24 protein-coding genes are annotated in these 25,575 nt (G+C 66.3%); 13 read left to right on the top strand and 11 right to left on the bottom strand.

Annotated features, from left to right (window positions below):
- Positions 1-6: 6 nt before the first annotated feature.
- Entirely contained in the window at positions 7-945 is a 939-nt protein-coding gene (locus tag CBI38_RS03200; protein WP_109326326.1) for a formylglycine-generating enzyme family protein, read from the top strand.
- An 86-nt stretch (positions 946-1,031) separates the two neighbouring features.
- Positions 1,032-1,937, top strand: coding sequence for a hypothetical protein (locus tag CBI38_RS03195; protein ID WP_109334824.1), 906 nt, complete (start codon positions 1,032-1,034; stop codon positions 1,935-1,937).
- On the opposite strand, the gene CBI38_RS03190 is transcribed toward CBI38_RS03195, so the two are convergent.
- From CBI38_RS03190 to CBI38_RS03170, 5 genes are all read right to left on the bottom strand, one after another.
- Entirely contained in the window at positions 1,884-2,549 is a 666-nt protein-coding gene (locus tag CBI38_RS03190; RefSeq protein WP_109326325.1) for a GAP family protein, read from the bottom strand. The two genes, CBI38_RS03195 and CBI38_RS03190, sit on opposite strands and share 54 nt — an antisense overlap.
- A gap of 98 nt (positions 2,550-2,647) precedes the next feature.
- Positions 2,648-3,679: an aspartate-semialdehyde dehydrogenase gene (locus CBI38_RS03185; RefSeq protein ID WP_109326324.1), complete on the bottom strand. Its 1,032-nt coding sequence runs from the start codon at positions 3,677-3,679 to the stop codon at positions 2,648-2,650.
- A 3-nt stretch (positions 3,680-3,682) separates the two neighbouring features.
- Positions 3,683-4,948, bottom strand: a complete 1,266-nt coding sequence (locus CBI38_RS03180) for an aspartate kinase (protein ID WP_109326323.1) — start codon at positions 4,946-4,948, stop codon at positions 3,683-3,685.
- A gap of 95 nt (positions 4,949-5,043) precedes the next feature.
- Positions 5,044-6,012 (bottom strand): hypothetical protein, encoded by a 969-nt coding sequence (locus CBI38_RS03175; protein ID WP_109326322.1) that lies wholly within the window; start codon positions 6,010-6,012, stop codon positions 5,044-5,046.
- A gap of 120 nt (positions 6,013-6,132) precedes the next feature.
- On the bottom strand, positions 6,133-6,570 hold the full coding sequence (locus CBI38_RS03170) for a DUF7144 family membrane protein (RefSeq protein ID WP_109326314.1): 438 nt from the start codon (positions 6,568-6,570) through the stop codon (positions 6,133-6,135).
- Positions 6,571-6,730: 160 nt separating this feature from the next.
- On the opposite strand from CBI38_RS03170, the gene CBI38_RS03165 reads away from it, so the two are divergent.
- The 4 genes from CBI38_RS03165 to CBI38_RS03150 all read left to right on the top strand — a co-directional run bounded on the left by CBI38_RS03165 (position 6,731) and on the right by CBI38_RS03150 (position 12,804).
- A complete protein-coding gene (locus CBI38_RS03165) occupies positions 6,731-7,849 on the top strand; it encodes an AI-2E family transporter (protein WP_109326313.1) in 1,119 nt (372 codons plus the stop codon).
- 140 nt (positions 7,850-7,989) lie between these two features.
- On the top strand, positions 7,990-10,632 hold the full coding sequence (locus CBI38_RS03160) for a winged helix-turn-helix domain-containing protein (protein WP_109334823.1): 2,643 nt from the start codon (positions 7,990-7,992) through the stop codon (positions 10,630-10,632).
- 110 nt (positions 10,633-10,742) lie between these two features.
- Entirely contained in the window at positions 10,743-10,970 is a 228-nt protein-coding gene (locus tag CBI38_RS03155; RefSeq protein ID WP_109326312.1) for a hypothetical protein, read from the top strand.
- A 52-nt stretch (positions 10,971-11,022) separates the two neighbouring features.
- A complete protein-coding gene (locus tag CBI38_RS03150) occupies positions 11,023-12,804 on the top strand; it encodes a serine/threonine-protein kinase PknD (RefSeq protein ID WP_109326307.1) in 1,782 nt (593 codons plus the stop codon).
- A gap of 41 nt (positions 12,805-12,845) precedes the next feature.
- Here CBI38_RS03150 and CBI38_RS03145 read toward each other — a convergent pair whose 3' ends face one another.
- Positions 12,846-13,181, bottom strand: coding sequence for a WhiB family transcriptional regulator (locus tag CBI38_RS03145; protein WP_109326306.1), 336 nt, complete (start codon positions 13,179-13,181; stop codon positions 12,846-12,848).
- Positions 13,166-14,170: an ROK family glucokinase gene (locus CBI38_RS03140; protein ID WP_109326304.1), complete on the bottom strand. Its 1,005-nt coding sequence runs from the start codon at positions 14,168-14,170 to the stop codon at positions 13,166-13,168. Before CBI38_RS03140 ends, CBI38_RS03145 begins: the two co-directional genes overlap by 16 nt.
- 146 nt (positions 14,171-14,316) lie before the next feature.
- Between CBI38_RS03140 and CBI38_RS03135 the strand changes: the two genes are divergently transcribed.
- A complete protein-coding gene (locus CBI38_RS03135; RefSeq protein WP_109326303.1) occupies positions 14,317-15,522 on the top strand; it encodes a low temperature requirement protein A in 1,206 nt (401 codons plus the stop codon).
- 42 nt (positions 15,523-15,564) lie between these two features.
- Here CBI38_RS03135 and CBI38_RS03130 read toward each other — a convergent pair whose 3' ends face one another.
- Complete coding sequence (locus CBI38_RS03130) at positions 15,565-16,977, bottom strand: hypothetical protein (RefSeq protein WP_109326302.1); 1,413 nt, start codon at positions 16,975-16,977, stop codon at positions 15,565-15,567.
- Between the two features lie 19 nt (positions 16,978-16,996).
- Here CBI38_RS03130 and CBI38_RS03125 point away from each other — a divergent pair, with 19 nt between their 5' ends.
- From CBI38_RS03125 to CBI38_RS03110, 4 genes are read left to right on the top strand one after another with little or no spacing between them, the layout of a single operon-like run.
- Positions 16,997-17,803, top strand: coding sequence for an S-methyl-5'-thioadenosine phosphorylase (locus CBI38_RS03125; protein WP_109326301.1), 807 nt, complete (start codon positions 16,997-16,999; stop codon positions 17,801-17,803).
- The gene (locus CBI38_RS03120; protein ID WP_109326300.1) at positions 17,800-18,867 is read left to right on the top strand and encodes an NAD-dependent epimerase/dehydratase family protein; all 1,068 of its coding nucleotides are present in this window, start codon (positions 17,800-17,802) and stop codon (positions 18,865-18,867) included. The genes CBI38_RS03125 and CBI38_RS03120 overlap by 4 nt, the downstream gene beginning before the upstream one ends.
- A complete protein-coding gene (locus CBI38_RS03115) occupies positions 18,860-19,534 on the top strand; it encodes a glycosyltransferase family 2 protein (protein WP_109326299.1) in 675 nt (224 codons plus the stop codon). Before CBI38_RS03120 ends, CBI38_RS03115 begins: the two co-directional genes overlap by 8 nt.
- Complete coding sequence (locus CBI38_RS03110) at positions 19,531-20,208, top strand: TIGR04282 family arsenosugar biosynthesis glycosyltransferase (protein WP_109326298.1); 678 nt, start codon at positions 19,531-19,533, stop codon at positions 20,206-20,208. The genes CBI38_RS03115 and CBI38_RS03110 overlap by 4 nt, the downstream gene beginning before the upstream one ends.
- On the opposite strand, the gene CBI38_RS03105 is transcribed toward CBI38_RS03110, so the two are convergent.
- From CBI38_RS03105 to CBI38_RS03095, 3 genes are all read right to left on the bottom strand, one after another.
- Positions 20,205-21,353, bottom strand: coding sequence for an alpha/beta fold hydrolase (locus tag CBI38_RS03105; protein ID WP_109326297.1), 1,149 nt, complete (start codon positions 21,351-21,353; stop codon positions 20,205-20,207). The two genes, CBI38_RS03110 and CBI38_RS03105, sit on opposite strands and share 4 nt — an antisense overlap.
- A 37-nt stretch (positions 21,354-21,390) precedes the next feature.
- Entirely contained in the window at positions 21,391-22,284 is an 894-nt protein-coding gene (locus CBI38_RS03100; RefSeq protein ID WP_109334822.1) for a phosphatase PAP2 family protein, read from the bottom strand.
- Between the two features lie 153 nt (positions 22,285-22,437).
- Entirely contained in the window at positions 22,438-23,229 is a 792-nt protein-coding gene (locus CBI38_RS03095; protein WP_109326296.1) for a crotonase/enoyl-CoA hydratase family protein, read from the bottom strand.
- Between the two features lie 79 nt (positions 23,230-23,308).
- On the opposite strand from CBI38_RS03095, the gene CBI38_RS03090 reads away from it, so the two are divergent.
- Together CBI38_RS03090 and CBI38_RS03085 are read left to right on the top strand one after the other, a co-directional pair.
- Positions 23,309-23,920: a TetR/AcrR family transcriptional regulator gene (locus CBI38_RS03090; RefSeq protein WP_109326295.1), complete on the top strand. Its 612-nt coding sequence runs from the start codon at positions 23,309-23,311 to the stop codon at positions 23,918-23,920.
- A complete protein-coding gene (locus CBI38_RS03085) occupies positions 23,917-25,554 on the top strand; it encodes an acyl-CoA dehydrogenase family protein (RefSeq protein ID WP_109326294.1) in 1,638 nt (545 codons plus the stop codon). The genes CBI38_RS03090 and CBI38_RS03085 overlap by 4 nt, the downstream gene beginning before the upstream one ends.
- The last annotated feature ends 21 nt before the right edge of the window (positions 25,555-25,575 follow it).

The raw sequence follows: 25,575 nt of genomic DNA, 5'->3' as shown, positions 1-25,575 counted from the left end.
GGCCCCATGACTCGAGCGGTACCGAAGAACATGGCATGGATCCCGGGTGGCACGTTCTGGATGGGGTCGGAGGACTTCTATCCCGAGGAGCGCCCGGTCCACCAGGTGACGGTCGACGGGTTCTGGATGGACTCGCACCCGGTAACCGTCGCCGAGTTCCGGCGGTTCGTGAAAGACACCGGTCACGTCACCACCGCCGAGGTCGCCCCCGACCCCGCGCAGTACCCGGACGCGGACCCGTCGTTGCTGGTCCCCGGCTCGCTCGTGTTCACCCCGACACCGGGACCGGTGCCGCTCGACGACTACACCCGCTGGTGGTCGTTCACGCCGGGAGCGGACTGGCGTCATCCGGAGGGTCCGGGCAGCAACGTCGGCGGACGTGAACGCCATCCCGTCACCCATGTGTCGTGGTTCGATGCCCGCGCGTACGCGGAGTGGGCAGGCAAAGATCTGCCGACGGAAGCGGAGTGGGAATTCGCGGCGCGAGGCGGACTGGACCGGCAACCGTTCGTGTGGGGTGACGAGCACGAGCCGGGTGGCAGGCCCGGCGGAAATGTCTGGCAGGGCCGGTTCCCCTGGGAGAACCTGCTCGCGGACGGCTTCGCTCGCACGTCGCCGGTGGGTCACTTCCGGCCCAACGGATACGAACTCAGCGACATGGCCGGCAACGTGTGGGAGTGGACCACCGACCACTTCACAGCTGATCATTCCGCGAGCGGGAAAAATGTCGCGCCGACCAGTTCCTGCTGCATTCCGACCAACCCGCGCGTCGACACCGCGCACGCCGAGAACCCCGGCGAACCCTATGCGCGGCGAGTGATCAAGGGTGGTTCACACCTCTGCGCACCGAATTACTGCCTCCGATACCGGCCGTCGGCTCGGCAAGGCGACACCGAGGAGACGTCGACCTGCCACATCGGTTTCCGATGCGTCGTCCGCGAGTGAACGCGTGCCGGACTCACCTGACGGGGATGAAGACAGACCGCGTTCACTGCGGTTGAGTAAGTAAGGTGCGGTCGACCAAGTTGTCAGTGATGCTGGCTCGGGAAGCTCTCGCGGCGCGGACCGAATCGGCCAACGGCTGGATGCAGGGCACTCCTCCGGGCCGCACGGTTCGACGGGTCATCGACGGGCTGATCGAGATCGAACTCGTCGACCGGTCGATGACGCTCGCCGCGCGGATCTTCACGTCGGTGCTGCCCGTGATGATTGCAGCCTCGACGTTGAGCAGTTGGCACGTGACCGCCCGCACCATCAAGACCCAGTTCGGTTTCGACCCCACGGAGTTGTCCTCCACCTCCGGCGCCGTGGACACCACGGACCCGTCGTTCGCGGCCTTCGGGGTGGTCGGCCTGCTGATGATCGCGATCAGCGGCACGTCGTTTGCCCGGGCCCTCGCCCGGATCTACGGGAAGATCTGGAACGTCCCGTCGATCAATCTCCGGGACGCCTGGCGGTGGCTCGTGGTCCTGTTCGTCGTTGCGTTGTCGAGTACAGCGATCGGCCTGGCGAGTGAGCTCACGAGCGTCCGGTTCATCGGACCACCGCTCGCAGTCGCCGGGGAGTTCGCGGTGTGGATGGCCGTCTGGACGCTCAGCCCGTATCTGCTGACGATGGGCACCCTCGAGGGCCGCGTGCTCTGGGCCACCGGGGCGCTGACCGCCGCAGCGCTGACCACTCTCCACGTCGGCGGACGTATCCTTCTCCCCCGGATCACCGCCTCGGCACAGCATCAATTCGGGTCACTCGGCCTGGTATTCACCGCGATCAGCTGGCTTTTCGTGATGTCAGTCGTCATCGTGGGAGCAGCGGTGATCACCAAGGCGCTCGCACTGGACGAGGCCTACATCGGGCGGTACCTCCGCGGGCCCGACGCGGTCGCGTCAGAACGCTCCGCCGAATCCCTTCCCGAGAACGACGGCTCCCATCACCAGTAGCAGCACGCTCATCACCGCGGCGTTGTTGGCCTGCAACCAGACCTTCAGGTTGTCGAGGGTGCCGTGCATCTTGTCGGCGGCGACTGCGTAGGCGACCACGGGAACGATCACCGTCGACCCGGCCAGCACGGTGAACACCGCCAGCGCGATCGCCTGCTCACCGCCACTCACACCGGACGAGCCGATCACCACGCCCGCGGAGACACACAGCAGAAGGTTCTTCGGGTTGATTGCCGCCAGGACGAATCCGAGTCCGATCGACTTGACGATGTTCAAGTCATCGATTGCCCGCATCCACTTCGGCTGTTCCGCGTCGGCATTGCGACTTCTCCACTGCCGTCCGGCGAGCACGAGCAGGAGCACGCCGAGGACGATCTTGACCCATGACGTGGTCGCCGACGGACCGTCGGAGTCGGTGGCGTCGATACCGCCGGCGAAGAGCACGACGAGGCCGGTAGCCACAAGAATTCCGGCGATCCACCCCACACCGAAGCCCGCACTCGCACCGCCGGCGCGCTTCGACAACAACATCAGGATGACCGCGATGATCGGGATCGGTGAAATGGCGACACCGACTGCGAGCGGGAGCATTTCTCCGAGAACCGAGCCCATGTCCGAACCCTAGGGTCGGCGAACTCGTGTGCGCCTCGCACGTGCCGGGTGAACCGCACGTGAGTGGCAGAGCGTGCTCTGCCACTCACGTGGGGAGATCACACCAGCAGTTCGGCGATCTGAATGGTGTTGAGCGCGGCACCCTTACGCAGGTTGTCGCCCGACACGAACAGCGCCAGACCGCGGCCCTCGGGGACACCCGGATCCTGGCGGATGCGCCCGACCAGCGACGGATCGCTGCCCGCAGCCTGCAGCGGGGTGGGCACGTCGACGAGCTGCACCCCGGGAGCCTTCGACAGAATCTCCTGCGCGCGTTCCACCGACAGCGGACGCTCGAACTCGGCGTTGATCGACAGCGAATGCCCGGTGACGACGGGGACGCGGACACACGTACCCGACACCAGGAGGTCGGGCAGGCCGAGGATCTTGCGGCTCTCGTTGCGGAGCTTCTGATCCTCGTCCGTCTCACCGCTGCCGTCGTCGACGAGAGAGCCGGCGAGCGGCAGCACGTTGAACGCGATGGGCGCGACGTACTTGTTCGGGGCGGGGAAGTCGACGGCGCTGCCGTCGTGGACCAGCTTCTCCGCATTGTCGATGACGGCGCGCGCCTGGCTCACCAGTTCCTCGACGCCGGCGATACCGCTGCCCGACACCGCCTGGTAGCTGGACACGATGAGGCGCTGCAGTCCGGCCTCGTCGTGCAGCACCTTCAGGACCGGCATCGCGGCCATCGTGGTGCAGTTGGGGTTGGCGATGATGCCCTTCGGCGGATTTTTCGCCTGCTCCGGGTTGACCTCGCTGACGACCAGGGGAACGTCGGGGTCCTTGCGGAACGCGGACGAGTTGTCGACCACGACGGCGCCTGCAGCGGCGAACCGTGGGGCCTGCTCGCGCGAGAGCGTCGCACCGGCCGAGAAAAGCGCGATGTCGATGCCCTTCAGGTCCTCGTCGGAGGTGGCGGACGCATCTTCGACGACGATTTCCTCACCGCGGAACGGCAGCTTCTTGCCCGCCGACCGCGCGGAGGCGAAGAACCGCACCGTGTCCGCGGGAAAGTTTCGTTCCTCGAGGAGAGTGCGCATGACGATGCCCACCTGACCGGTGGCACCGACGACAGCGATGGTGGTCATGATTTACCGTCCCGTTCCTGCGTGCACGACAGCTTCTTCGTCGCCACCGAGTTCGAATGCGTCGTGGATCGCCTTCACAGCCTTGTCCAGATCGGTGTCCTTGACGAGCACCGAGATGCGAATTTCGGACGTGGAGATGAGGTCGATGTTGATCCCGGCCTCGGCGAGCGCCTCACAGAAGGTGGCGGTGACGCCGGGGTGGCTCTTCATGCCGGCTCCGACCAGGGACACCTTGCCGATGTGATCGTCGAAGACGATCTGGGTGAAACCAACCTCGCCCTGCAGCTTGGACAGCTTCTCGACGGCCCGCGGCCCGTCGGCCGTCGGCAGGGTGAACGTGATGTCCGTCTTCCCGGTCTCGACCTTGGAAATGTTCTGCAGCACCATGTCGATGTTGATCTCCGCGTCGGCGACCGCCCGGAAGATCTGCGCGGCATAACCCGGGGTGTCGGGGAGGCCGACGACGGTGACCTTGGACTCGCTGCGGTCGTGCGCGACTCCGGTGAGAATTGCTTCTTCCACGGGGATGTCCTCCATCGATCCGGACACGATGGTGCCCGGCTTGGTCGTGTATGACGAGCGGACGTGCACAGGCACGTTGTAACGGCGGGCGTACTCGACGCAGCGCAGCATCAGCACCTTTGCGCCGCACGCCGCGAGTTCGAGCATCTCCTCGAACGACACCGTCTCGAGACGCTGCGCGTCGGGAACGATGCGCGGGTCCGCGCTGAAGATGCCGTCGACGTCGGTGTAGATCTCGCAGACGTCCGCCTTCAAGGCAGCCGCGAGAGCCACGGCGGTGGTGTCGGAACCGCCGCGTCCGAGCGTCGTCACATCCTTGCTGTCCTGGCTGACGCCCTGGAATCCGGCGACGAGGACGATCGAACCCTCGTCGAGCGCGTCGCGAACGCGACCGGGTGTGACGTCGATGATTTTGGCGTTGCCGTGCGCACCGGTGGTGATGACACCTGCCTGCGAGCCCGTGAACGAACGGGCTTCGGCACCGAGCGAATGGATCGCCATCGCGACGAGAGAGTTGGAGATGCGCTCACCTGAGGTCAGCAGCATGTCCATTTCGCGGGCGGGTGGGGCAGGGCACACCTGCTGAGCCAGATCGAGCAGCTCATCGGTGGTGTCCCCCATCGCTGAAACCACGACGACGACATCGTTGCCGGCCTTCTTGGTCTCGACGATCCGTTCAGCCACTCGTCGGATTCGCTCGGCGGTTGCCACCGAGGATCCGCCGTACTTCTGGACGACGAGAGCCACGCGTTTCTACCTCCAGGTCGAAGAATCTGTACTGGTCCAGCTGTCGAGCTTACCGGCGCAGTCCAATGTGATCCCGGGTGAGTCCGTCAGGCCGTCTATCCGAACACCGTGGTCGCGGCCTCCGCGACCCTGGCGACTGCGGTGCAGTTCGGCCCGTGAACAGTGACGACTGCACCAGCGGAACCGAGCCTGCGGGTGAACTGGTCGACCTCGGCTCCGGGTCGCGTGATGTCGATCGGCTCACCCATCGGGCTCGTCCAACGGCACCGGTCGCCGATCGTCTCCGGTCCGGTGGGAACGAGTGGTCGGTTTTCCTTGACCGGCGACACGGTGAACGACACGGTCACCTCACTTCCGGGCACCCGATTCGGGTCCGGAAACAGGACGCAGTCGAACGGTGTCGGCGGTGCGTCCGGATCGACGACGCGTCCGCCGGCGTTGCCCAGCACGTCGAGGACTTCGCACGGGTCGTGGACCGCGAGTGCCACTTGATTCCGGGCCGCGGCGTCACGGGCGGGCAGTCCCGACCGCATGCTGTCGATCGCGGAGTCCAGCACCACGTCGGCCAGCGGGCAGGCGTCCTCCCCGGCGACGGTTCCGACGCGGACGGTCGCGAACTGGGGGTTCGCGCGTTCCCCCAGTGTTCCGAGGTTCAGCTGGAAGACGCGTTCACACGTCCCGCGCGCGAGGTCCGCGCCCGGACCGCGGTAGACAGTGACCCCGTCGACCGTGTCCGGCCGGGTCAGCGCTGAGTCCGACAGCATCGATGGCAGCAGAGACACGTCCACGTAGGTCGTCGCGCCGCCGGGCCGGGCAATCAGCGCCGAACACACCGGCAACTGCACAGCGGATCCGAATTGCTGAACCGTCCCGAACTGCCGCACCACGGCCTCGTCCAGAAGTCCGCACGGATCGGCAGCGCGTAGGGCGTCCTCTACGTCGATGTGACGTTGCTGCCCTGGACTCAACTCGTCCAGCGGAGACGCCCCCGCAGTCCCCGACACGTTGTGCGCACACCCGGACGTGATGACGGCGCACAGGAGCACCCCGGCAATTCTCTTCAAAAGCCCCCCTCGGCCCGAACAGTACCGGCGGCTCCGCCACCCGTGAGTGGTTAACGAGTCCCTGCACTCGTTAACCACTCACGGGCGCGGAGCGCCCGGGGGACTCACCACTCCCTCGTCCTAGTACGTGGTGGTGTCGTACTTGCTGGTGTCCCAGGTGGTGACTGCCCAGATCACGACCACGTCGAGGGCGATGATGAGAATCGACCACAGCGGGTAGTAGGGAAGCCACAGGAAGTTCGCGAGGATGGACAGTGCAGCAATACAGACGGCCACGATTCGTGCCCAGGTAGCGCCCGTCATCAGACCTACGGCACTGGCGATCAGCACGACGCCCAGCACGATGTGAATCCACCCCCACGTGGTGGTGTCGAACTGATAGGTGTATTCGACGCCGATGACCAGCAGGTCGTCGGAAGCGACTGCGGCAATTCCCTGGAAGAACGAAATCACGCCGACTGTCAGCAGCAGAATCGCCGCTGCCAGAGACGTTCCTGCTGCAAAACCCTGCTTTACAGGGCTGTTCGTTCTGGACTCGGGATTGGTCGTCATGTCCATGCCCTTCTCGAAAGTGTATTTGCGAACAGTTGAATGGTCCGGCCTCGTTCGGCCGTGGACATCATCCGCGCCGGGTGATCCTCATCTGCAACGGATGATGTGCGTCGGCGCACCGAATGCGAGAGTCGATGCGGCCGAACCTTTGCGAAGGGGACACGCGATGACAGAACCTCAGGACCGGTCCGGTAAACCGGCCGACACCCAATGGTCGATGCCGCGTGGCCTGATCGTCATTCTCGGGCTGGCCGCGCTCGTCGTCACCGTGGCGGGGATCCAGGTAGCTGCGTCGATTGTCGGCCCCATCTTCCTCGCTCTCATGCTGACCGTCGCAGTCCACCCGCTGCCCGAATGGCTCTACAGAAAAGGTGTCCCGGGTTGGCTCGCGACAATCGCGGCGATCGTGGTGGTCAACAGCATTCTTCTCGTCCTCGTGCTGTCGTTGGCCTTGTCCGTCGCGCAACTCGCCACGCTCCTACCGGAATACGCGGACGACTTCACGAACCTGATCGATGACGCCCAGAGTTTCCTGAACAGCAACGGGGTGAACTCCACCGACGCCCAGACGCTGCTGTCCCAGGTGGATTACGGCAACGTCTTCGGACTGGTCGAGGGGATTCTGCAGGCAATGCTGGGTATCTTCTCGAACCTGCTGTTCGTCCTCGCACTCCTGCTGTTCATGGCCGTCGACGGCAGCTCCTACGGTTCGCGGATGTCCATCGTCACGCAGATGCGCCCCGACATCGCCACCGCCCTCACCGCCTTCTCGGCCGGTACGCGCAAGTATCTGATCGTGTCCACGGTGTTCGGATTGATCGTCGCGGTCATCGACACCGCGGCGCTGTGGGCGTTGGGGATTCCGCTGCCGATCCTGTGGGGACTGCTGTCGTTCATCACCAACTACGTCCCGAACGTCGGCTTCGTCCTCGGGCTCGTTCCACCGGCTCTGCTCGCGTTGCTCGAGGGCGGTCCAGGACTGATGCTGACGGTCATCGTCGTGTACAGCGTCATCAACGTCATCATCCAGTCGGTGATCCAACCGAAGTTCGTCGGCGACGCGGTCGGCCTGTCGGTGACCTTCACCTTCCTGTCGCTGGTCTTCTGGACGTGGATACTCGGTCCCCTCGGCGCGATTCTCGCGATTCCGCTGACACTGATGGCGAAGGCGCTTCTGATCGATATCGACCCGTCCACGAGGTGGGTGAACACAATTCTCAGCGACGCTCCCCCGCCTCTGGAACCGGCCGCATCCCCCGACCCACCGCGCCACGAGAAGAAATAGGCTCGAACAGGCCTTTCAGGCCCTGCCGTTCACCCACACGAACAGCGCTTTCTCGCTAAAATCACCACACCGGCCCACGGCGTCGGAGATTGGCGTTTGTCGAAGATCGTTTCTCGGTGCAGCGAGAATTGGGGGTCGGCGTGACGGCAGTACATTTCGGCGAGTTCCATTCGAGCATCCGAATACCTTCGGGTGCGGTGGGCCGAACGGTCACCCGCACCAGATTGCACAACCTCCTAACAGATGCCCTGACCAGCGAAGTTCACCCCTATCCCGTCGTCCTCGTGTGTGCGCCCGCCGGATCGGGCAAGACCCGACTGGCCGCCGACTGGGCATCCGAAGTTCTGGCGGGCGTGGATTCCCCGACCATCGCCTGGATCACGATCGAAGAACGCTACAACGACATCGGCGTCATCCACCGCGCCATTCTGCGGGCACTGAACGAAACCGGAAATCCTCGGCTGCGCGCGTTGTGTGACCGCCTCGACCCCGATTCATCCGACCTCGGTGCGCACATGTCCGCGGATCTCGGTGAACTCGGGGAGAACCTTTGGATGGTGATCGACGACGCTCATCTGCTCCTCGACACCGACATACTGAACGACCTCGAGTCGTTCATGCGTTGGCAACCGCCGATGCTCCGGACAATCATTTGCGGACGATTCGAGCCCCCACTCGCGTTGCAGCGACTTCGGCTGGACGGCAAGCTTTTCACCGTCACGGCACGCGATCTCGCCTTCACCGCCGAGGAGGCTGCCGCGATGCTCACCGAGCACGATGTGCGGCTCGATCCCGGCGACCTCGACGCCCTGATGGAGCGCACCGAGGGTTGGGCAGCCGGAATCCGTTTAGCAGGAATGTCTTTGGAAGGTCATTCCGATCCCAGTCGGTTGATCGCCGAGTTCTCCGGTAATCGACGAGCGGTCGCCGACTATCTCATCGAGGAAGTTCTCGCCGGCCAGACCGACGAGATGCGCGACTTCCTTCTCCGCACCTCCGTGCCCGCATCGTTCACAACCCACTTCGCGGAGATCCTCACCGGCTGCACCGACGCGCACGACAAGGTGGATTGGCTCGAACACCACAACTTTCTGATCAACCGAATCGACGGCTCCCCGACGGAGTATCGGTACCACCCGCTGCTGCGTAGCTATCTGCGGGCGGAGATCAGCCGCGTCGGACACGTCGAGGTGGAGCATCTCGAACTCACCGCCGCGCACTGGCACGCGGAGTTCGGGGATGCGCTGGTGGCGCTCGAACATGCGGTCAACTCGGGCGACCACGATGCGATTGTCGCGCTGCTCTCCCGGACGTCGCTGTCGCTGATCGTCGGGGGTCACGGTGAGGCGGTCGATCGTCTCCTCACGCGGGCGCCGCGAACCACCCAGGAGCATCCGTCGGCGCGCTTGATCCGCGCGGCGGCGGCGCTGGCCGCGGGCAACGTTCCCGTGGCGCGGTCCACGCTCGACGTTCTCGACCGCACACGGACAGAGGCGGTGATTGACAAAACGGATCCGCGACGGCACCTGCTGCTTCGGGAGTCGCTCCGCGTGCAGACCGCCGTTCAGACCGGCGACATCGACGACGCGCTGACCCGGCTGCGGTCGGTGGGACCGGAATCGACCGGCGAATCAGAACTGGACGCGTTCGTACTTCTTCAGGAAGGCAGGGCGCTACTGTTCCTCGGCCGAACCGAGGAGTCGGAGCACGTGCTCGGGAAGGCGCTGGCTCATGCCCGCCTCGCCGATGCGTCGCTCACCGTCATGTACTGCCTCGGCTCTCTCGCGGCCCTCGCCATGTCGAGAGGTGAGGTAGTTCGTGCCGCCGCCCTCGTGAGCGAGTCGCTCAGAATCGGAGCGGAGCAGTCCGCCACAGACAATCCGACGTTCCACCTGGTGCGATTGGTCGATTCATGGTGCCGTTATGTCCGTCTCGACGACGACGCCGCGCGGATCGCCGCCGAATCGGCCGTAGTTCTGCACCGCGAGAACGCCGGAACCGCAACGTTCGCGGACGGCGCCGCGGTGTTGTTCGGACTGGACGGGTCGGACCATCGACACAGTGCGGTGACCACGCTCCATGCGCACAGCCCTGTCTCGTCGTCGATCCCCGTGCCGCCGGGTATCCGGGCGGTGTTGCTGCCGGCGTTCCAGTACGCGTACCTCACCGCCGGCGAGGTCGGGTGGGCACACGAGCTCGCGGCGGACGCGCGGACCCTGATCGGATCGACCGGTGACACGGCGGTCCTCGACGCCATCGTTCATGTCCACTCCCACCGTCTCGATCAGGCCCGCAAAACCCTGCAACCCGTGCTGGACGGCACAGTGGTGTGCGCGGCGGGCACCAATCTGATTGCGGCGTGGCTGGTCGACACGGCAATAGCGCTTGCCCGCAAGCATGATTCGCGGGCGCACAGTGCCCTCACCGAGGCGCTCCGCCTGGCCGAGCCCGATTCGGTGCTGCGTCCGTTCCACGACTGCGGACCACAGATCCGAGAATTACTGATCCGGAGCACCGGGCGGTTCGGGGTGCTCGAGACTTTCGCGGAGCGGCTACGCGCGTCGTTTCCACGGTCCGGAACCGCGGCGTCCGACATGCTGACTCCCCGCGAACTGGAACTGCTCGTGGAGCTTCCGTCGTGGCGCACGGCGGAGCAGATCGCCACCGACCTGTGCGTGTCCGTGAACACCGTGAAGACACACCTGCGCGGGATCTACCGCAAATTCGGGGTCACCTCGCGACGTGACGCCATCGCGGCAGCGCAACAGGCCGGCTTGCTCTGAGCGCGATTCACCACTTGCGGGTGAGGCGCGTCGCTGTCTTTCGAGTCACCCTTGATTCACTGGCTGACCGGTTGTCGAAGGACTGCCCATCCGCGAATGAAGGAGCCGCCGTGGAGCAATCGACCTGGCCCGACAACGTCAGGTACGCCTTCCTGATCAGCGGCACCTTGTCCGAGCGGGTCATCGCGGCTTTCCCGGAGTTGGACGTATCGGGTGTGACAACCGGTGACACCACGCTGTACGGCCGGGTCGACAGCCCGACGGACCTGCGGGGGATGCTGGCCCGTTTCGACGCGCTGGGATTGACCGTCATCGAGATGCGGCGGCTACCGGACTGACCCGGGGTCGGGGTTCAATGGGTGGAGGGACCCGGGAGGCGGTGAAGCCGATGTGAGTGGCGAGTTCGAACCGGGCACGGTATTTGCCGGCTACGTGATCGAACGGGTTCTGGGACGAGGCGGCATGGGCACCGTATACCTCGCTCAGCATCCGAACCTGCCACGCAAGGTCGCCCTCAAATTGTTGGACTCGGTGTGGGCGAGCGACGAGTACGTTCGCTCACGCTTCGAGTCGGAGGCCGACCACGCCGCAAAACTCGAACACCCGAACATCGTGACGATTCACGACCGCGGCCGGGAGCGTGGCCGGTTGTGGATCGCGATGCAGTACGTTCCCGGCGTCGATGCGCGGAAAGCCCTCGCGTCCGGCGGACTGGATGTCGCGCGGGCGATGCGCATCGTGTCCGAAACCGGGAACGCCCTCGACCATGCACACAGGGCCGGGATTTTGCATCGCGATGTGAAGCCCGCCAACATCCTGCTTGCCGAAGGTGATCCCGAACGGATCCTGCTGGCCGATTTCGGCACCGCGAAGGCGCTGGACGAAACACATCAGCTGACCCGGACAGGGATGCTCGTCGCGACGTTGCATTACGCCGCACCCGAGCAGATCGAGGGTGCGAGACTCGATCACCGGGTCGACATCTACGCGCTGGGATGCACGTTCTTCCACCTTCTGACCAACGAACCGCCGTATCCGGGCACCACGGCCTCCGCAGTGATGCACGGTCATCTGAACGGTCCGATCCCGAAGCCGAGCAGGGTGCGGCCGGACCTGCCCGCCGGATTCGACGATGTCGTCGCGCGGGCGATGGCCAAGGACCGTGACGACCGGTATTCGAGTTGCCGTGAGTTCAGCGACGCGATCGACGCCGCATCACGCAGCGCACCCGCCCTCGCCCCCGGCCCGTCCCGGCCCGTCGATCCTGCGGCAACCACCCATGTCAGCGGCGGGACGCTCACCGAGACCGTCCCGGCGCCGCGGGGCCGGCCGTGGTGGCGCAAACCGGTGGCGGTGACCGCGGCCCTGGCCGGCGCCGTGCTCCTGGCCGGTGTCGCCTTCTTCGCATGGCCGGACGAACAGCCGACGAGCCCGCAGGTGGTCCTTCCGATCACCGGCCTGGCAAGTCCTGCGGGGCTCGCGGTCAGCGACGCCGGGGACCTGTACATCGCGGACAGCTCGGCCAAGCAGGTTGTGCGGGTGCACGCCGGCTCCGGACAGCAGACCGTCCTCCCGTTCACCGGACTCGCGGTGCCGCAGGGCGTCGCCGTCAGTGCTTCCGGTGACGTGTACGTCTCCGATCTGGTGACCAACACGGTGACACTGCTGCACGACGACACCGCGTTGCCGCTGCCGTTCACCGGTCTGAACCAGCCGTTCGGCGTCGCGGTGGGGCCGGACGGAACCGTGTATGTCGCCGACACGCTGAACAACCGGGTGGTGTCACTGCACGACGTCACGGCGAGCCCCGCCGAGGTACCGCTCACGGTGATCGGCCCGTTCACCGTGGCCGTCGACAAGCAGGGTGACCTCTATGTGGGCACCCCGAACAAGGTTCTGGCGTGGAACGCGGCCACCCGCGCGCAAAGCTTTCTGCCCCTCACCGACCTGCAGAGCGTGGGCGGGGTGGCCGTCGACGACAACGGGACGGTGTACGCCATCGACCAGAACCACCACCGCGTGCTGCGACTTCGGGCCGGCTCGGACGAACAGGAAGTTCTGCCGTTCACCGGACTCAGTGAACCCGAGGGCATCGCCGTGTCGAACCGTGGCGACGTCTATGTCGCGGATACCGACAACGGCCGGGTACTCATGCTTCCGGCCGGCAACTGAGGCCGAAGAGCATTAGGCGTGGCGCTTAAGATCGAACGGCATCAGGCGTGGCGCGCCAGATCGAGGCCGAACGATTCTGCGACGGCGTCGTCCACCCGGCCCTGGTGGTTGGCGAGGAGTTCTTCGCGTTCGTGCGCGGCGAGCCCACCCCAGATTCCATACGGTTCACCCACCCTGAGTGCATGCTCGCGGCACTCGACCAGCACCGGACAGCCGCGGCAGGTTTGTTTGGCGCGGAAATCACGCAGTTCGCGTGCCCGGCCGCGTTCACGGTCGGGGTGGAAGAAGTGTGACGATTCGTAGCCGCGGCACGCGGCATCTCGTTGCCAGTCCCACACTTCGGCGACCGGAACGGGAAGACTCAGCCGATTGGACATTGCACTCCTCCAGATACTTGTGAGCCGTCATGAGCGAGCCCGAGCAGGTGCTCGCGAGCCAGGTCGGCGGCGCCGACGATGCCGACGTTCGCGCCGAGTTCGGCCAGCCGGACTTCGGCGACAGGCCGGTGTGCGCGTCCGGTCAGGCGGTTCTCGAACGCGGCTGCAGCAGGGGCCCGAAGTAGTTCGCCTGCTTCACACACCCCACCGCCGATGATGAAGAGGTCGGGATCGAAGAACGCGGCGATGTCCGCCATGCCGTGTCCCAGCCAGGAGCCGATCTCCCGAAAACACGCGAGCGCCGCTGCGTCGCCGTGCTGTGCTGCGGCGGTCACGTGGTGTCCGGTGATGGCCTCGGCGCGTCCACCTGCGCGGGCCAGGAGTTCCGCGGCGAATGCGGGTGAGACCACCGCGAGGTCCTGCGCCTCCCGCACGAGCGCACGCCCGCTGGCGTAGCGCTCCCAGCATCCGTTGTTTCCGCAACCGCAGCGGCGGCCGTGCGGTTCGACATTGAGGTGACCGAACTCCGCAGCCACTCCGAAGCGTCCGCGGTGCAGAACGCCGTCCACGACGATGCCGCCGCCGATTCCGGTTCCGACCGTGAGCACGACAACGGTGCGACCGGTGCGTCCGGCCCCGAATCGCGCCTCGCCCCAGGCTGCGGCGTTGGCGTCGTTCTCGACGATGGTCGGCAGTCCGCAGGAGGCCTGGACGACTTCACCCAGAGGCTCGTTGCGCCAGGCGAGGTTCGGGGCGAAGAGCACGGTGCTGAGGTCGGCGGCCACGAAACCGGCCGCGCCGATACCGACCGCCTGCACGGGATACGTGGCCGCCAGTTCGCGGACGAGCTCGGCGATGGCGTTTTCGACCTCCCGCGCATCGTGGGACGGGGTGTGCCGGCGCTCCATCCGGTGGATGGCTCCGTCGCCGTCCACGACTCCGGCCGCGATTTTCGTGCCACCCACGTCGATGCCGATCGTCAGAGCCATGGTTCCTGTCCTCCATACGAGTGAGCGGTGTCACGCTGACAGTAGAGGAACTTACGACCGACATCAATACATACTTTCGTCTTTCTACGAACAAAGCGGGTTCAGCCCGACTTCCGCGCTTTCCTACGAAGTGGCACCATTCATCCGTGACCTTCGCCCATCGTCTGCGTCCGCGCCTCGTCCAGGAGCGCGAGTCGGTTTCGACGCTCGAGCTGTTCTTCGACCTCGTGTTCGTGTTCGCGATCACTCGCGTCACCGATTTCATGGCGGACGACCCCACTGGGGTCAATCTGCTGCGCGGCTCGCTGGTGATCGCCGTTCTGTGGTGGAGCTGGGTCGGATACGCGTGGATCTGCAACCTCGTGCGTGCCGACGAAGGGGTCGTACGGGTGGTGATGTTCGGTGCGATGGGTGGCGTCTTCATCACCGCGCTGACCATCCCCGAAGCATTCGACGATCTGGCCGGTGGGCTGGACGGCCCCGTCGTCTTCGCCCTCGGCTACTTCGTGGTGCGGGCCTTACATCTGTTGATGTTCTGGGTGATCAGCCGCGACGATCCCCAGCTCCGCGGACAGGTGCTCCGATTCACGCCGAGCATGCTGATCGGCACCACATGCCTCCTGATCGCCTCGCAGCTCACCGGGACCGCGCAGACAGTGATGTGGTTCCTGGCCCTCGCCGGTGACTACATCGGCACCCTCATCGGGGGAACCGGGTGGCGGCTGCGATCGGTCGCCCATTTCGCGGAACGGCACGGACTCATCATCATCGTCGCTCTGGGTGAATCAATCGTGTCGATCGGCATCGGCGTCGCGGACCTCCCGATCTCCTGGGCCATCATCGTGGCGTCGCTGCTCGGCCTCGCGGTGTCGGGGCTGCTGTGGTGGTCGTATTTCGATGTAACGTCCCTGGCCGTGGAGCACGCGTTCGAACGAGCCACAGGTGCCCGTCAGATCCAGATCGCCCGCAACTGCTACAGCTTCCTACACCTTCCGATGGTGATCGGCGTCGTCATGCTGTCGCTGGGACTGAAGAAGATCCTGTCGTACGTCGGCGACGGCAACCATCACCGGCTGACAGACCCTCTGTACGGCTGGCCGCTGATCGCACTGTTCGGTGGCGCCGCGCTCTACCTGCTCGCGCTGGTGTGGTTCAAGGCGTACGCCACCGGGTCGGTGACGGTGCCCCGGGTGGTCGCGGCGGTCATCCTGCTCGCACTGATCCCGCTCGCCTGGCACGTTCCCGCCCTCGCGACGCTGGGGATTCTCACCGCGGTCCTGCTCGCGCTGATCGGTTTCGAGATGATCCGCTACGACGAGCCCCGGGACCGGATTCGTCACGCCCACCCGTGAGCACTTGTTAACACTCCGCGGTGGATATGTACGCACGGGCTGTCACCAGTTCGTGAAGAACAGATGATTGACGGCCAGTGCGCCGAGGGCCTGTAGCGCAAGCCAAAACCGGTGACTGCGCTGGGGCAACAGCGCGGGGGCGGCGAGCAGCCACACCGCGAACGGCAGCCAGATGCGTTCGGTTTCGGCTTTGCTCAGCGCGCTGAGGTCCGCGATCACCACGGCAAGCAGGGCGGCGACCACCAGCACGTTGACCGGGGACAGCTCCTTCAGCTGCGGCCACGTGAACACCCGAGGGAGGGCGGCAGGTACCGCCACTCCGACGGCGCACACGAGGGAGGCGAAGTTCGCCCATGCCCAGTACCGGAATGGCCGATCCGACGCGATGCCCTGGTAGTAACGTTCCTGCACCAATACATAGCCGTCGAACCACCAGAAGCCGTACGCAGTGAACGCTGCCGCCACCGCAAGGGCACCGACCAACGCGCCGGCCAGCGGCCTCGCCGTGCGGGCGATCACCAGGACGGCCACCGCGGGCAGCGCCATCAGAACCAGCCCGTAACTGAGATAGATCCCGAATCCGAGCAGCACACCGCCACCGACCGCGGCTGTGGCCGGGAACCGGACCGCGCGCCGGGCCGACAGGGCGAGCAAGGCGATCCCCCACGCCACCACTCCCGCGAACAAGGCGTCCGCGGATACCGCCACCCAGATCGCGGTGGGCGCGAGCATGAGGAACGGGGCAGCGCGCCGAGCCATCGACTCGTCGCCCAGCGCCCGGATGGTGACGATCACGGCAGCGGCCGCGCTCGCCCCGACCACGACACACAACGCCGAGGCCCAGGTGCCGCCGGCGAGGCCGATCCGGTCGAGCCAGACGAGCGTCAGGAGCGCACCCGGCGGATGCCCCGACACGTGGGTGGTCCACGAGTCGGGTTGGTCGTCCAGAATCCGTTCGGTGAAGCCGCGCAGCGTCGCCGGGATGTCGGTGATCCGGGGAACCTCGTGCAGATACTCGTCCTCGGACGTCAATCTGCGAACGAACCCGCGCTGCCAGCCGTCCACCATCGCCAGCGACATCGCCCATGCGGCGGAGACGAGCCACGCTCCCAGCGTGAGGTGCCGCCACGACAGCCGCGAGGCCAGGCCGGGACCCCACACCGCGACCGCCACCGCGACCACGATCGCGACCGGGGTCCCCCAGCCGACGTGCACGTCGCGGAACCCGAACAGCGGAGCGGCGTCCGCGAAGTCCCGCACGCTCTCCGCCGACCGGTGAACAATCGCTGTCATCGTCTCGTTGCCCAGGCGCGGGACCACGAACGCCGCGGCGACGAGAAGCAGCGCGAGCCCGGCAGCCGTCAGATCCCGGTACGCGAAGCGCCGTCCCGCTGCTCGCTGCTCGGGTCCGATGACGTCATCTCCTTCGGCGAAAGTCGCACTCGCGCCCAGCATAACGACGGAGGATGTCTCTATGACCGCAATGAGTTCCACCGAACGCCCGCGTGCGGAGGTTGCCGTCATCGGCGGTAGTGGCTTCTATTCCTTTTTCGACGAAGGAGCAGCGGAAGTCGAGCTCGTCACCCCCTATGGCAGCCCGAGCGCCCCCATCACGGTAGGCGAAGTGGACGGCAGGCGGGTTGCCTTCCTGCCGCGGCACGGTCGGCGTCACGAGTTCGCTCCCCACGCGATCCCGTATCGCGCCAATCTGTGGGCGCTGCGCACACTGGGTGTGCAGCGGGTGTTCGCGCCGTGCGCCGCCGGGAGCCTCCTCACAGACTGGGGTCCCGGAACGCTGGTGATCCCGGACCAGCTGGTCGACCGCACGAGTGGCCGCACCCAGACGTACTTCGATGGCGGCGGCATTCACGTGCAGTTCGCCGATCCGTACTGCGCCGACCTGCGCAAGGCGGCCCTGCGGACCGGCACGGTCGACGGTGGGGCGCTGGTGGTGGTCGAGGGCCCACGCTTCTCGACCCGGGCGGAAAGCCAGTGGTTCGCACGGCAGGGCTGGTCACTGGTGAACATGACCGGACACCCTGAGGCCGTTCTGGCCCGGGAGCTCGAGATGTGTTACGCCACCATCGCTCTGGTCACCGACCTCGACGCCGGGATCGATGCAGGGGACGGTGTGCGCGCCGTGGATGTGTTCGCGGAGTTCGAACGCAACCTCGGTTCCCTGACATCACTGGTTCACAAGGCGATCGCCGCTGCGCCGGAAGGTCCGTGCGACACCTGTCGCGTGCACGAGGGCGCGACCTTGCCGATCGAACTGCCATGACTTCTCGACGAGTACTGCTCACGGGCGCAGCAGGATTCATCGGTAGCCACGTCTCCACGGCTCTGCAGGATGCGGGACACGAGGTCGTGGCGGTGGACGCACTGCTGCCGTCCGCGCACGGCGCCGACGCAGACATTCCGGACGGTGTTCGGCACATCGATGTCCGCGACCACGAAGCCATCACCCGACTGCTGAACGGCATCGACGTGGTGTGCCACCAGGCCGCTGTCGTGGGGGCAGGAGTGGATGCGAGCGACGCCCCCACATACGCCAGTCACAACGACTTCGGAACGGCAGTACTCCTGGCCGCAATGTACGAAACCAGGTGTACCCGAATGGTGCTCGCGTCGTCGATGGTGGTGTACGGCGTCGGGCGCTATCGCAACCGGCGCGGCGAGGATGTCGAACCGGCACCACGCCGTAGGACCGATCTCGACGCGGGAGTGTTCGACCACGTCGATCCCGACACCGGGGAGCCGCTCGAGTGGGCCCTCGTGGACGAGGATGCGCCACTGCGTCCGCGTAGCTTCTATGCCGCAGGCAAGGTGGCCCAGGAGAATTACGCACTCGCCTGGTCGCTGGCCACGGGCGGATCCGTCACCGCGCTGCGCTACCACAACGTGTACGGCGACGGAATGCCTCGCGACACGCCGTATTCCGGTGTCGCGGCGATGTTCCGGTCGTCTCTCGACGCCGGCGAGCCACCTCGGGTGTTCGAGGACGGACGGCAGACACGGGACTTCGTCCACGTCCGGGATGTCGCGGCGGCGAACATCGCGGCACTCGACGCGGAGTTACCGGAATTTGCGGCGTTCAACGTGTGTTCGGGTCAGCCGATCACGGTCGGTGAGGTGGCCACGACACTGGCTCGTTCCTGCGGCGGGCCCGAGCCTGTCGTCACCGGGAAGTATCGCCCCGGGGACGTCCGGCACATCGTGGCCGATCCGCGAGGAGCCGAGCGGGTGCTGGGGTTCCGAGCCCGGATCCGGCCTCACGACGGACTCACCGCCTTCGCCCACGCACCGCTGCGCAACGCCCGGTCGGCGGGTTCTCCCCATGTTTGAGGGCGACACCATCTCTCCCGCGGACGTCACCGTGGTGATTCCCTGCATGAACGAGGCGGGATCGTTGCCGGGCGTACTCGCCGCGATCCCACCGGGTTACCGAGTACTTGTGGTGGACAACAATTCCACCGACGGAACCGCTGACGTCGCCCGGGCGCACGGTGCGTCCGTCGTCGCAGAAACCAGGCCCGGGTACGGCAGCGCCGTCCACGCGGGCGTGGAGGCCGCACGGACGCCGGTGGTGTGTGTGCTCGACGGCGACGGTTCGATGGACCCCCGCGAACTCCCCACACTCGTCGCGGCCGTGGAATCCGGTGCGGATCTCGCCGTCGGCCGCCGCCGCCCGGTCGAACGCGGCACCTGGCCACTGCACAGCCGGATCGGCAACGCAGTCGTCGCTGCCCGCCTCCGACGCCGCTACGATATCCCCATCCACGACCTGGGTGCGATGAGAGCCGTACGGCGGCAAGCCCTTCTCGACCTCGGTGTCGGCGACCGCCGTTCGGGTTACCCACTGCAGCTCCTCATTCTCGCCGGCCGCGCGCACTGGCGGATCACCGAATGTGACATCACCTACCGACCGCGCACCGCGGGGTCGTCGAAGGTGTCGGGGTCGGTCCAGGGCACGCTGCGCGCCGTCCACGACTTCTGGAGAGTGATGCGGTGAGCATCGGCGTGGCCGTTCTCGTGGTCGCGAAGGCTCCGGTACCGGGGTTCGCGAAGACGCGCCTCGCCCGGGAGATCGGCAACGCCGCGGCCGCAGACCTGGCGGCGGCGTCACTGCTGGACACTCTCGACGCGGTCACCTCGACCGAAGTCGCCCATCGTGTCGTGGCCCTGACCGGTGATCTCGCGCGGGCGACGCGGAGCAGAGAGATCACGGCAGCGCTGAAGGGCGTCACCGTCCTCGAACAGCGCGGCGGCAGTTTCGCAGAACGCCTGGTCAATGCCCACGCCGACACCTTCACGATGACCAAATCACCGGTTCTGCAGATCGGGATGGACACGCCGCAGGTCACCGCGCATCTGCTCGGCGATGCGGCCGCCCTACTTGCCGACGAGGCACCGACGTGCGTGCTCGGGCCCGCCGAGGACGGCGGCTGGTGGGCTCTGGGCGTACCCGACCCCGGGGTCGCGGAAGTGATCCTCCCGGTGCCGACGTCGAGTTCCGAAACCGGACGGCAGACCTACGAGGCGCTGATCGCCGCGGGCGCGTCGGTGCGCCTGCTACCGACCTTGCGCGACGTCGATCACGCCGCCGATCTCGGACCCGTCGCCGCGCAATGTGCACTGGGAAGCCGCTTCCGCACCTGTGAGTACTTATTAACATTCCGCGGTTAATAAGTACGCACGGGTGGGGACGGGAGGAGCGACCGGAGGAACGGTGCGATCCGGTTCTCGATGGCCGCGTTGTAGGCGGCAGGTTGCTGGATGGGATTGGCGTGCCCGATCCCGTCGAGCTTCGCGACGAGCAGCGTGCCGTCCACGCCGCCGGACTGCTCGACGAGTATGCGTTGGGTGTAGTCGACGTCGACCACGGGATCGAATCGACCGTCCCGCGGGCGAACGAAAACGACTGCCGGCAGGGGTTTCCCATCCCGCTCCACGGCAAGCGACTTCAGATTGTCGATGGCACCCGAGGCGACGATCACCTTGAACTGGGACTCGATCAAGCCGTTGCTGGCGGCATCGTCCGAGAACACCTTGTCGTGCAGGACCTCCTCGACGACGCTGCCGAGCGCGGACAGGTCGACACGCGGGTACCAGGAGTTGCTGTCGAGGAAGTGGTCCTTGCGGGCGGCTGTTTCGACCAACACGCGAAGGCTCCTGCTCTCCCGCGCGCCCGGCAACCAGCCGATCCACCGCAGCATGTCCTCCCCGGCGTCGCGCGCATCTCCCCGCACGGCGTGCAGATCGACGGGCGTGCAGTCGAGAACGACCCCTGCCAGCACGGTGTCGGTGTCCTCGTAGATGTGCTGAGCCACCTCCAGCGCGACCACCCCACCCATGCTGTGCCCCGACAGGATGATGTTGTCGGTTCCCGTGGCGGCGGCATGGTCGACGATCAGGTCGCTGATCACCTTGGTGTCGATACCGCTGTTGTCATATTCCACTGCCCACACCTGCCCGAGGTCGGTGTAGGCCCCGAGCGACCGTGCCGTATCCGTGGCGTCGACGTTGCCCAGCCCGACCATATCGACCACGGCTGTGCGCTGATCGGCCAGATTCTTCGCCTCGTAGACGTCGTGGACGGCGGGCACGGTCTGGGCCAGCCGCTCCCTCTCAGGATGCACGTCCTGGACCCAATATTGCCCACCGACTATGAGCACGGGCACCATCGACAGTCCGAGCCACATCAGCATTCGGCGAGTGCGGCCGAAGCGTTGCCACGAGTGCCCCGGGCGGGATCGGCGCAACTGCATTTTCCGTCGGGCATCACTCCAGTCGCCGACGGTGGACGGGGGGCGAGGGACGTACTGTTGCATCTCTTCCGACGGTACGCGTGCCGGTTTTCCACGGTGGTCACGCAGCGAGGGAGACGTCGGTGCGTTCCCCTGCCCCGCGCAGTCCGACCCGCCCCTCCCACATCCTGCACAGGACGATGGCGAGTCCGACGCAGGCCCAGCCGGCGAGCACGTCCACCACATAGTGTTCGCCGCCGTAGACGAGCGCGAACGCCATCGCCAGTGGGTACAGCACGAGTGGAATACGTAGCCACCATCTGGAGGCGAGCGGCCACAACGCGATCGCGACCAGGAAAGCGAACCCGGCGTGCAGCGAGGGCATTGCCGCCACCGGATTGCCTTGTGCCTCCAGCCACCGCGTGCTCACGTCCAGCGGGACGATGCCGAATCCGAAGCCGGCAACCCGGCCCACGGGAACATCGATCGCGCCCACCTCGGCCGCGAACCACGGCGGCGCGGCCGGCAGCAGGATGTAGGTGGTCAATCCGAGGTACGAGAGCACCAGCACCCGCCTCATGTATTTCGCCCAGATCGGCCGGGAGTATGCGTAGAAGACCGCCGCCACCAGCCACGGCACCAGGAAATGACTGGTGTAGACGATGCCGGTGAGCAGAGTCCACCACGGTGGCACACCGTGCGGCCCGAGCAGATGGTCCTGCAACCAGACCGTTGGAATCGTGCCGCCGAACAGCCAGCTCTCCGCGGTGACCAGTTCCGTGACGCGGATGGGCATTCCGAGTTCGTCGGCGACCCCCCGGCTGAGGTCGTACACCACCAGCGCGGCAATGAGCGGGAGCCAATCGGTCAGTACCTTCAGGTGTTCACGCCAGCTGCGGTCGATGGTGAAGGCAATCAGCCCGGCGATGATCCAGGCGGCCTGATAGAGACGATCGGTGGGCAGGCCGACGAACCAGACGACCAGCACCAGCGCCGACAGGTACGAGAACCACACCACCTGCCGCAGTCGGATCCTGCGCCGCGACGTTTCCACGGCCTCGGTCGGTGCGGCCCGGAAGAACTGCTCCTTTACCCAGTCGTTCACGTGCACCCCACCTTCGAGCCCGGTTAATCGATGCTACGCACCTGTCATCGTCACCGGGCTCGGTCAGGAGCGATCCGCCTCGGGCGTGTCGAACGATCCGTGCCGCCCCGCGCCGGCGGCGAACCGCGACGCACCCTCGACTGTTCCGTTCGCCAACGAGGTTGCCCCGTGGCGTAGTTCCGCCAGGAGCGCGATCTCCTCGGAAAGGCCGTGCTGTTCGAGGACCGACAGCCGGTCTTGCCGCATGCACACCTGCGGGAAGACAGCGATGTCGGCGGCGAGTTGCTCCGCTGCCGAAAGCGCGTCACCGGCCGGGACCTTCCGGTTGATCAGCCCGATCAGAAGGGCTTCGTCGGCGTCGACGGAACGGCCGGTGAGAATCAGATCCATCGCGCGACTCTCACCGATGAGCCGCGGGAGGCGAACCGTTCCCCCGTCGATCAGGGGGACACCCCAACGACGGCAGTAGACCCCGAAGATCGCGTTCTCGTCGGCGACCCGCAGGTCGGCCCACAGTGCCAATTCGAGTCCACCGGCCACGGCATGACCCTCGACCGCGGCGACGACGGGCTTGGACAGCCTCATGCGGGACACCCCCATCGGGGCGTCACCGTCCGGGGCGACCCGGTTACCCCGGCCTGCGCTGATCGCCTTCAGGTCTGCCCCTGCGCAGAACGTCCCGCCCTCACCGTGCAGAACTGCGACGGAGGCGTCTTCGTCGCGGTCGAACTCGCGGAAGGCGTCGGCGAGTGCCTCGGCGGTGGGCCTGTCCACCGCGTTGCGCACTTCCGGCCGATTGAGACTGATCGTCGTGACCGGGCCGTTCCGTCGGACGAGTACCACGTCGGAAGCCATCGGGTGCGCCTTTCCTCGCTGGTCCGGCCGACGTTAGCACCCTTGACGGAAGAACGGAACGGGTGTTCACTTCTTCGATATGGCCTATCGGCGCACTCCTGCCGTCCAGGAAAGACTGGACGCCCTCCGTACCACCCTGATCGACTCGGCACTCGGGTTGATCGCCCGGCACGGCTACGCAGGGTGCTCCATCTCGGCCGTCGCAGCCGAGGCAGGAGTGGGCACCGGCACCGTCTACCGACACTTCGCGAACAAGGGCGAATTGTTCGCCGAGGTCTTCCGGATCGTGTGCAGCCGCGAGGTGAGCGCTGCCGTCCAGGCCGGCAACTCCGCGCAATCCACCGAAGGGCGCTATGTCGCAGCCGTGTCGGCCTCCGTACACACCTTCGCCGAACGCGCCCTGCGCGCACCGACACTCGCCTACGCACTACTCGTCGAACCCGTCGACCCCCAGGTGGACACGGAGCGGCTGCTGTTCCGTGAATCGTTCCGCGATGCACTGGCAGTCGCCATCGCCGCCGCCGTCGAGGCCGGGGAAATCCCGGATCAGGATGCGTCGGTGACCGCGGCCTGCATCGTCGGGGCCATCGGTGAGGCCCTGATCCTGCCACTGGCCCGCGGAGCCGGCGACTCCGCCATCGTCCCCGCTCTGCTCACTTTCACCCTTCGATCTCTCGGGAGCCCGACATGACCGCCACGCACGAGGTTTTCAATCAGGTGCCACCCCTCACCGACTTCGATGCGGCCTACTACCCGCCGATACTCGAAGCGCTGCAACGGGAGGGCGCCCACGACGCGCTCGAAGAACTCCACGACCTCGGGCGGCTGGCGGGCAGCGAGGAAGCGCAGCGGTGGGGCGACCTCGCCGAAGCACACCCACCCGTGCTGCGGACGCACGATCGTTACGGTCACCGCATCGACGAGGTGGAGTATGACCCGTCGTATCACCGGCTGATGACCACCGCTGTCGAGATGGGGTTGCACGGCAGTCCGTGGGCGGATCCGAATCCACATGCTCACCTGATCAGAGCGGCGAAGATGGCGGTATGGGGACAGGTCGACGCCGGGCACGGCTGCCCGATCTCCATGACCTACGCCGTCGTTCCCGCGTTGCGCCACAACCCCGAACTCGCCGCACGATACGAACCCCTGCTCACCTCCCGCGTCTACGACCCGGTGTTGCGTCCGCCCCTCACCAAGGCCGGGCTGATCGCCGGTATGTCGATGACGGAGAAGCAGGGCGGCTCCGACGTCCGCGCGGGCACCACCCGCGCGGTGCCACAGTCCGATGGCAGCTACCTGCTGACCGGGCACAAGTGGTTCACCTCCGCGCCGATGTCGGACCTGTTCCTGGTCCTCGCGCAGGCCCCGGGCGGCCTGTCGTGTTTCCTGCTTCCCCGCGTCCTCCCGGACGGTGGCCGGAACCGAATGCACCTGCAGCGCCTCAAGGACAAGCTCGGCAACCACTCGAACGCGAGTGGTGAGGTGGAGTACGACGAGGCCGTGGCGTGGCTCGTCGGTGAGGAAGGCCGCGGTGTCCGAACCATCATCGAGATGGTCAACATGACCCGCCTCGACTGCACGATCGGGACTGCCACCGGCATGCGGGTCGGCACCGCGCAGGCAGCGCACCACGCCGTGCACCGCAGCGCGTTCGGCGCCCATCTGGTCGATCAGCCCCTGATGCGAAATGTGCTCGCCGACCTGGCGGTGGAGTCGGAGGCGTCCACCACGGTCGCACTGTGGCTGGCCGCACTCACCGACCGCGCGACGGCCGGTGACGAACAGGCGACGATGCTGCGCCGGATTTCCCTGTCGGTGAGCAAATACTTCGTCTGCAAACGCGGGCCGATCCATGCGGCGGAAGCCCTGGAATGCCTCGGCGGCAACGGTTACGTCGAGGAGTCGCGGATGCCGCGGCTGTATCGCGAGGCGCCCCTGTTGTCGGTGTGGGAGGGCTCCGGCAACGTTGCCGCCCTCGACACCCTACGGGCGATGGCGAAACAACCGGAGTCGCTGCAGGTGTTCTTCGACGAACTCGACTCCACTGCCGGAGTCGATTCCCGGCTCGATACCGCGATCGCCGAGCTGAAGTCGAGTTTCGGTGACCTGGACAGCCTCGAGCACCGCGCCCGCCGGATCGTCGGCGACATGGCACTCGCTCTGCAGGCTTCACTCCTCGTCCGCTACGGACATCCGGCGGTGGCCGACGCCTTCTGCGTCAGCAGGTTGTCGGGAGACTGGGGCACCGTGTTCGGGACACTCCCGACGGGCATCGACACCGCGGCGATCATCGACCGCGCCACCCCCAAGGTGGGGTCGTGACCGACTACGAGAACCACGCCG

The organism is Rhodococcus oxybenzonivorans, from assembly GCF_003130705.1.
In the GTDB taxonomy this organism is placed as follows: Bacteria; Actinomycetota; Actinomycetes; order Mycobacteriales; family Mycobacteriaceae; genus Rhodococcus_F; species Rhodococcus_F oxybenzonivorans.
This window is presented reverse-complemented; position numbering and strand designations above follow the sequence as displayed.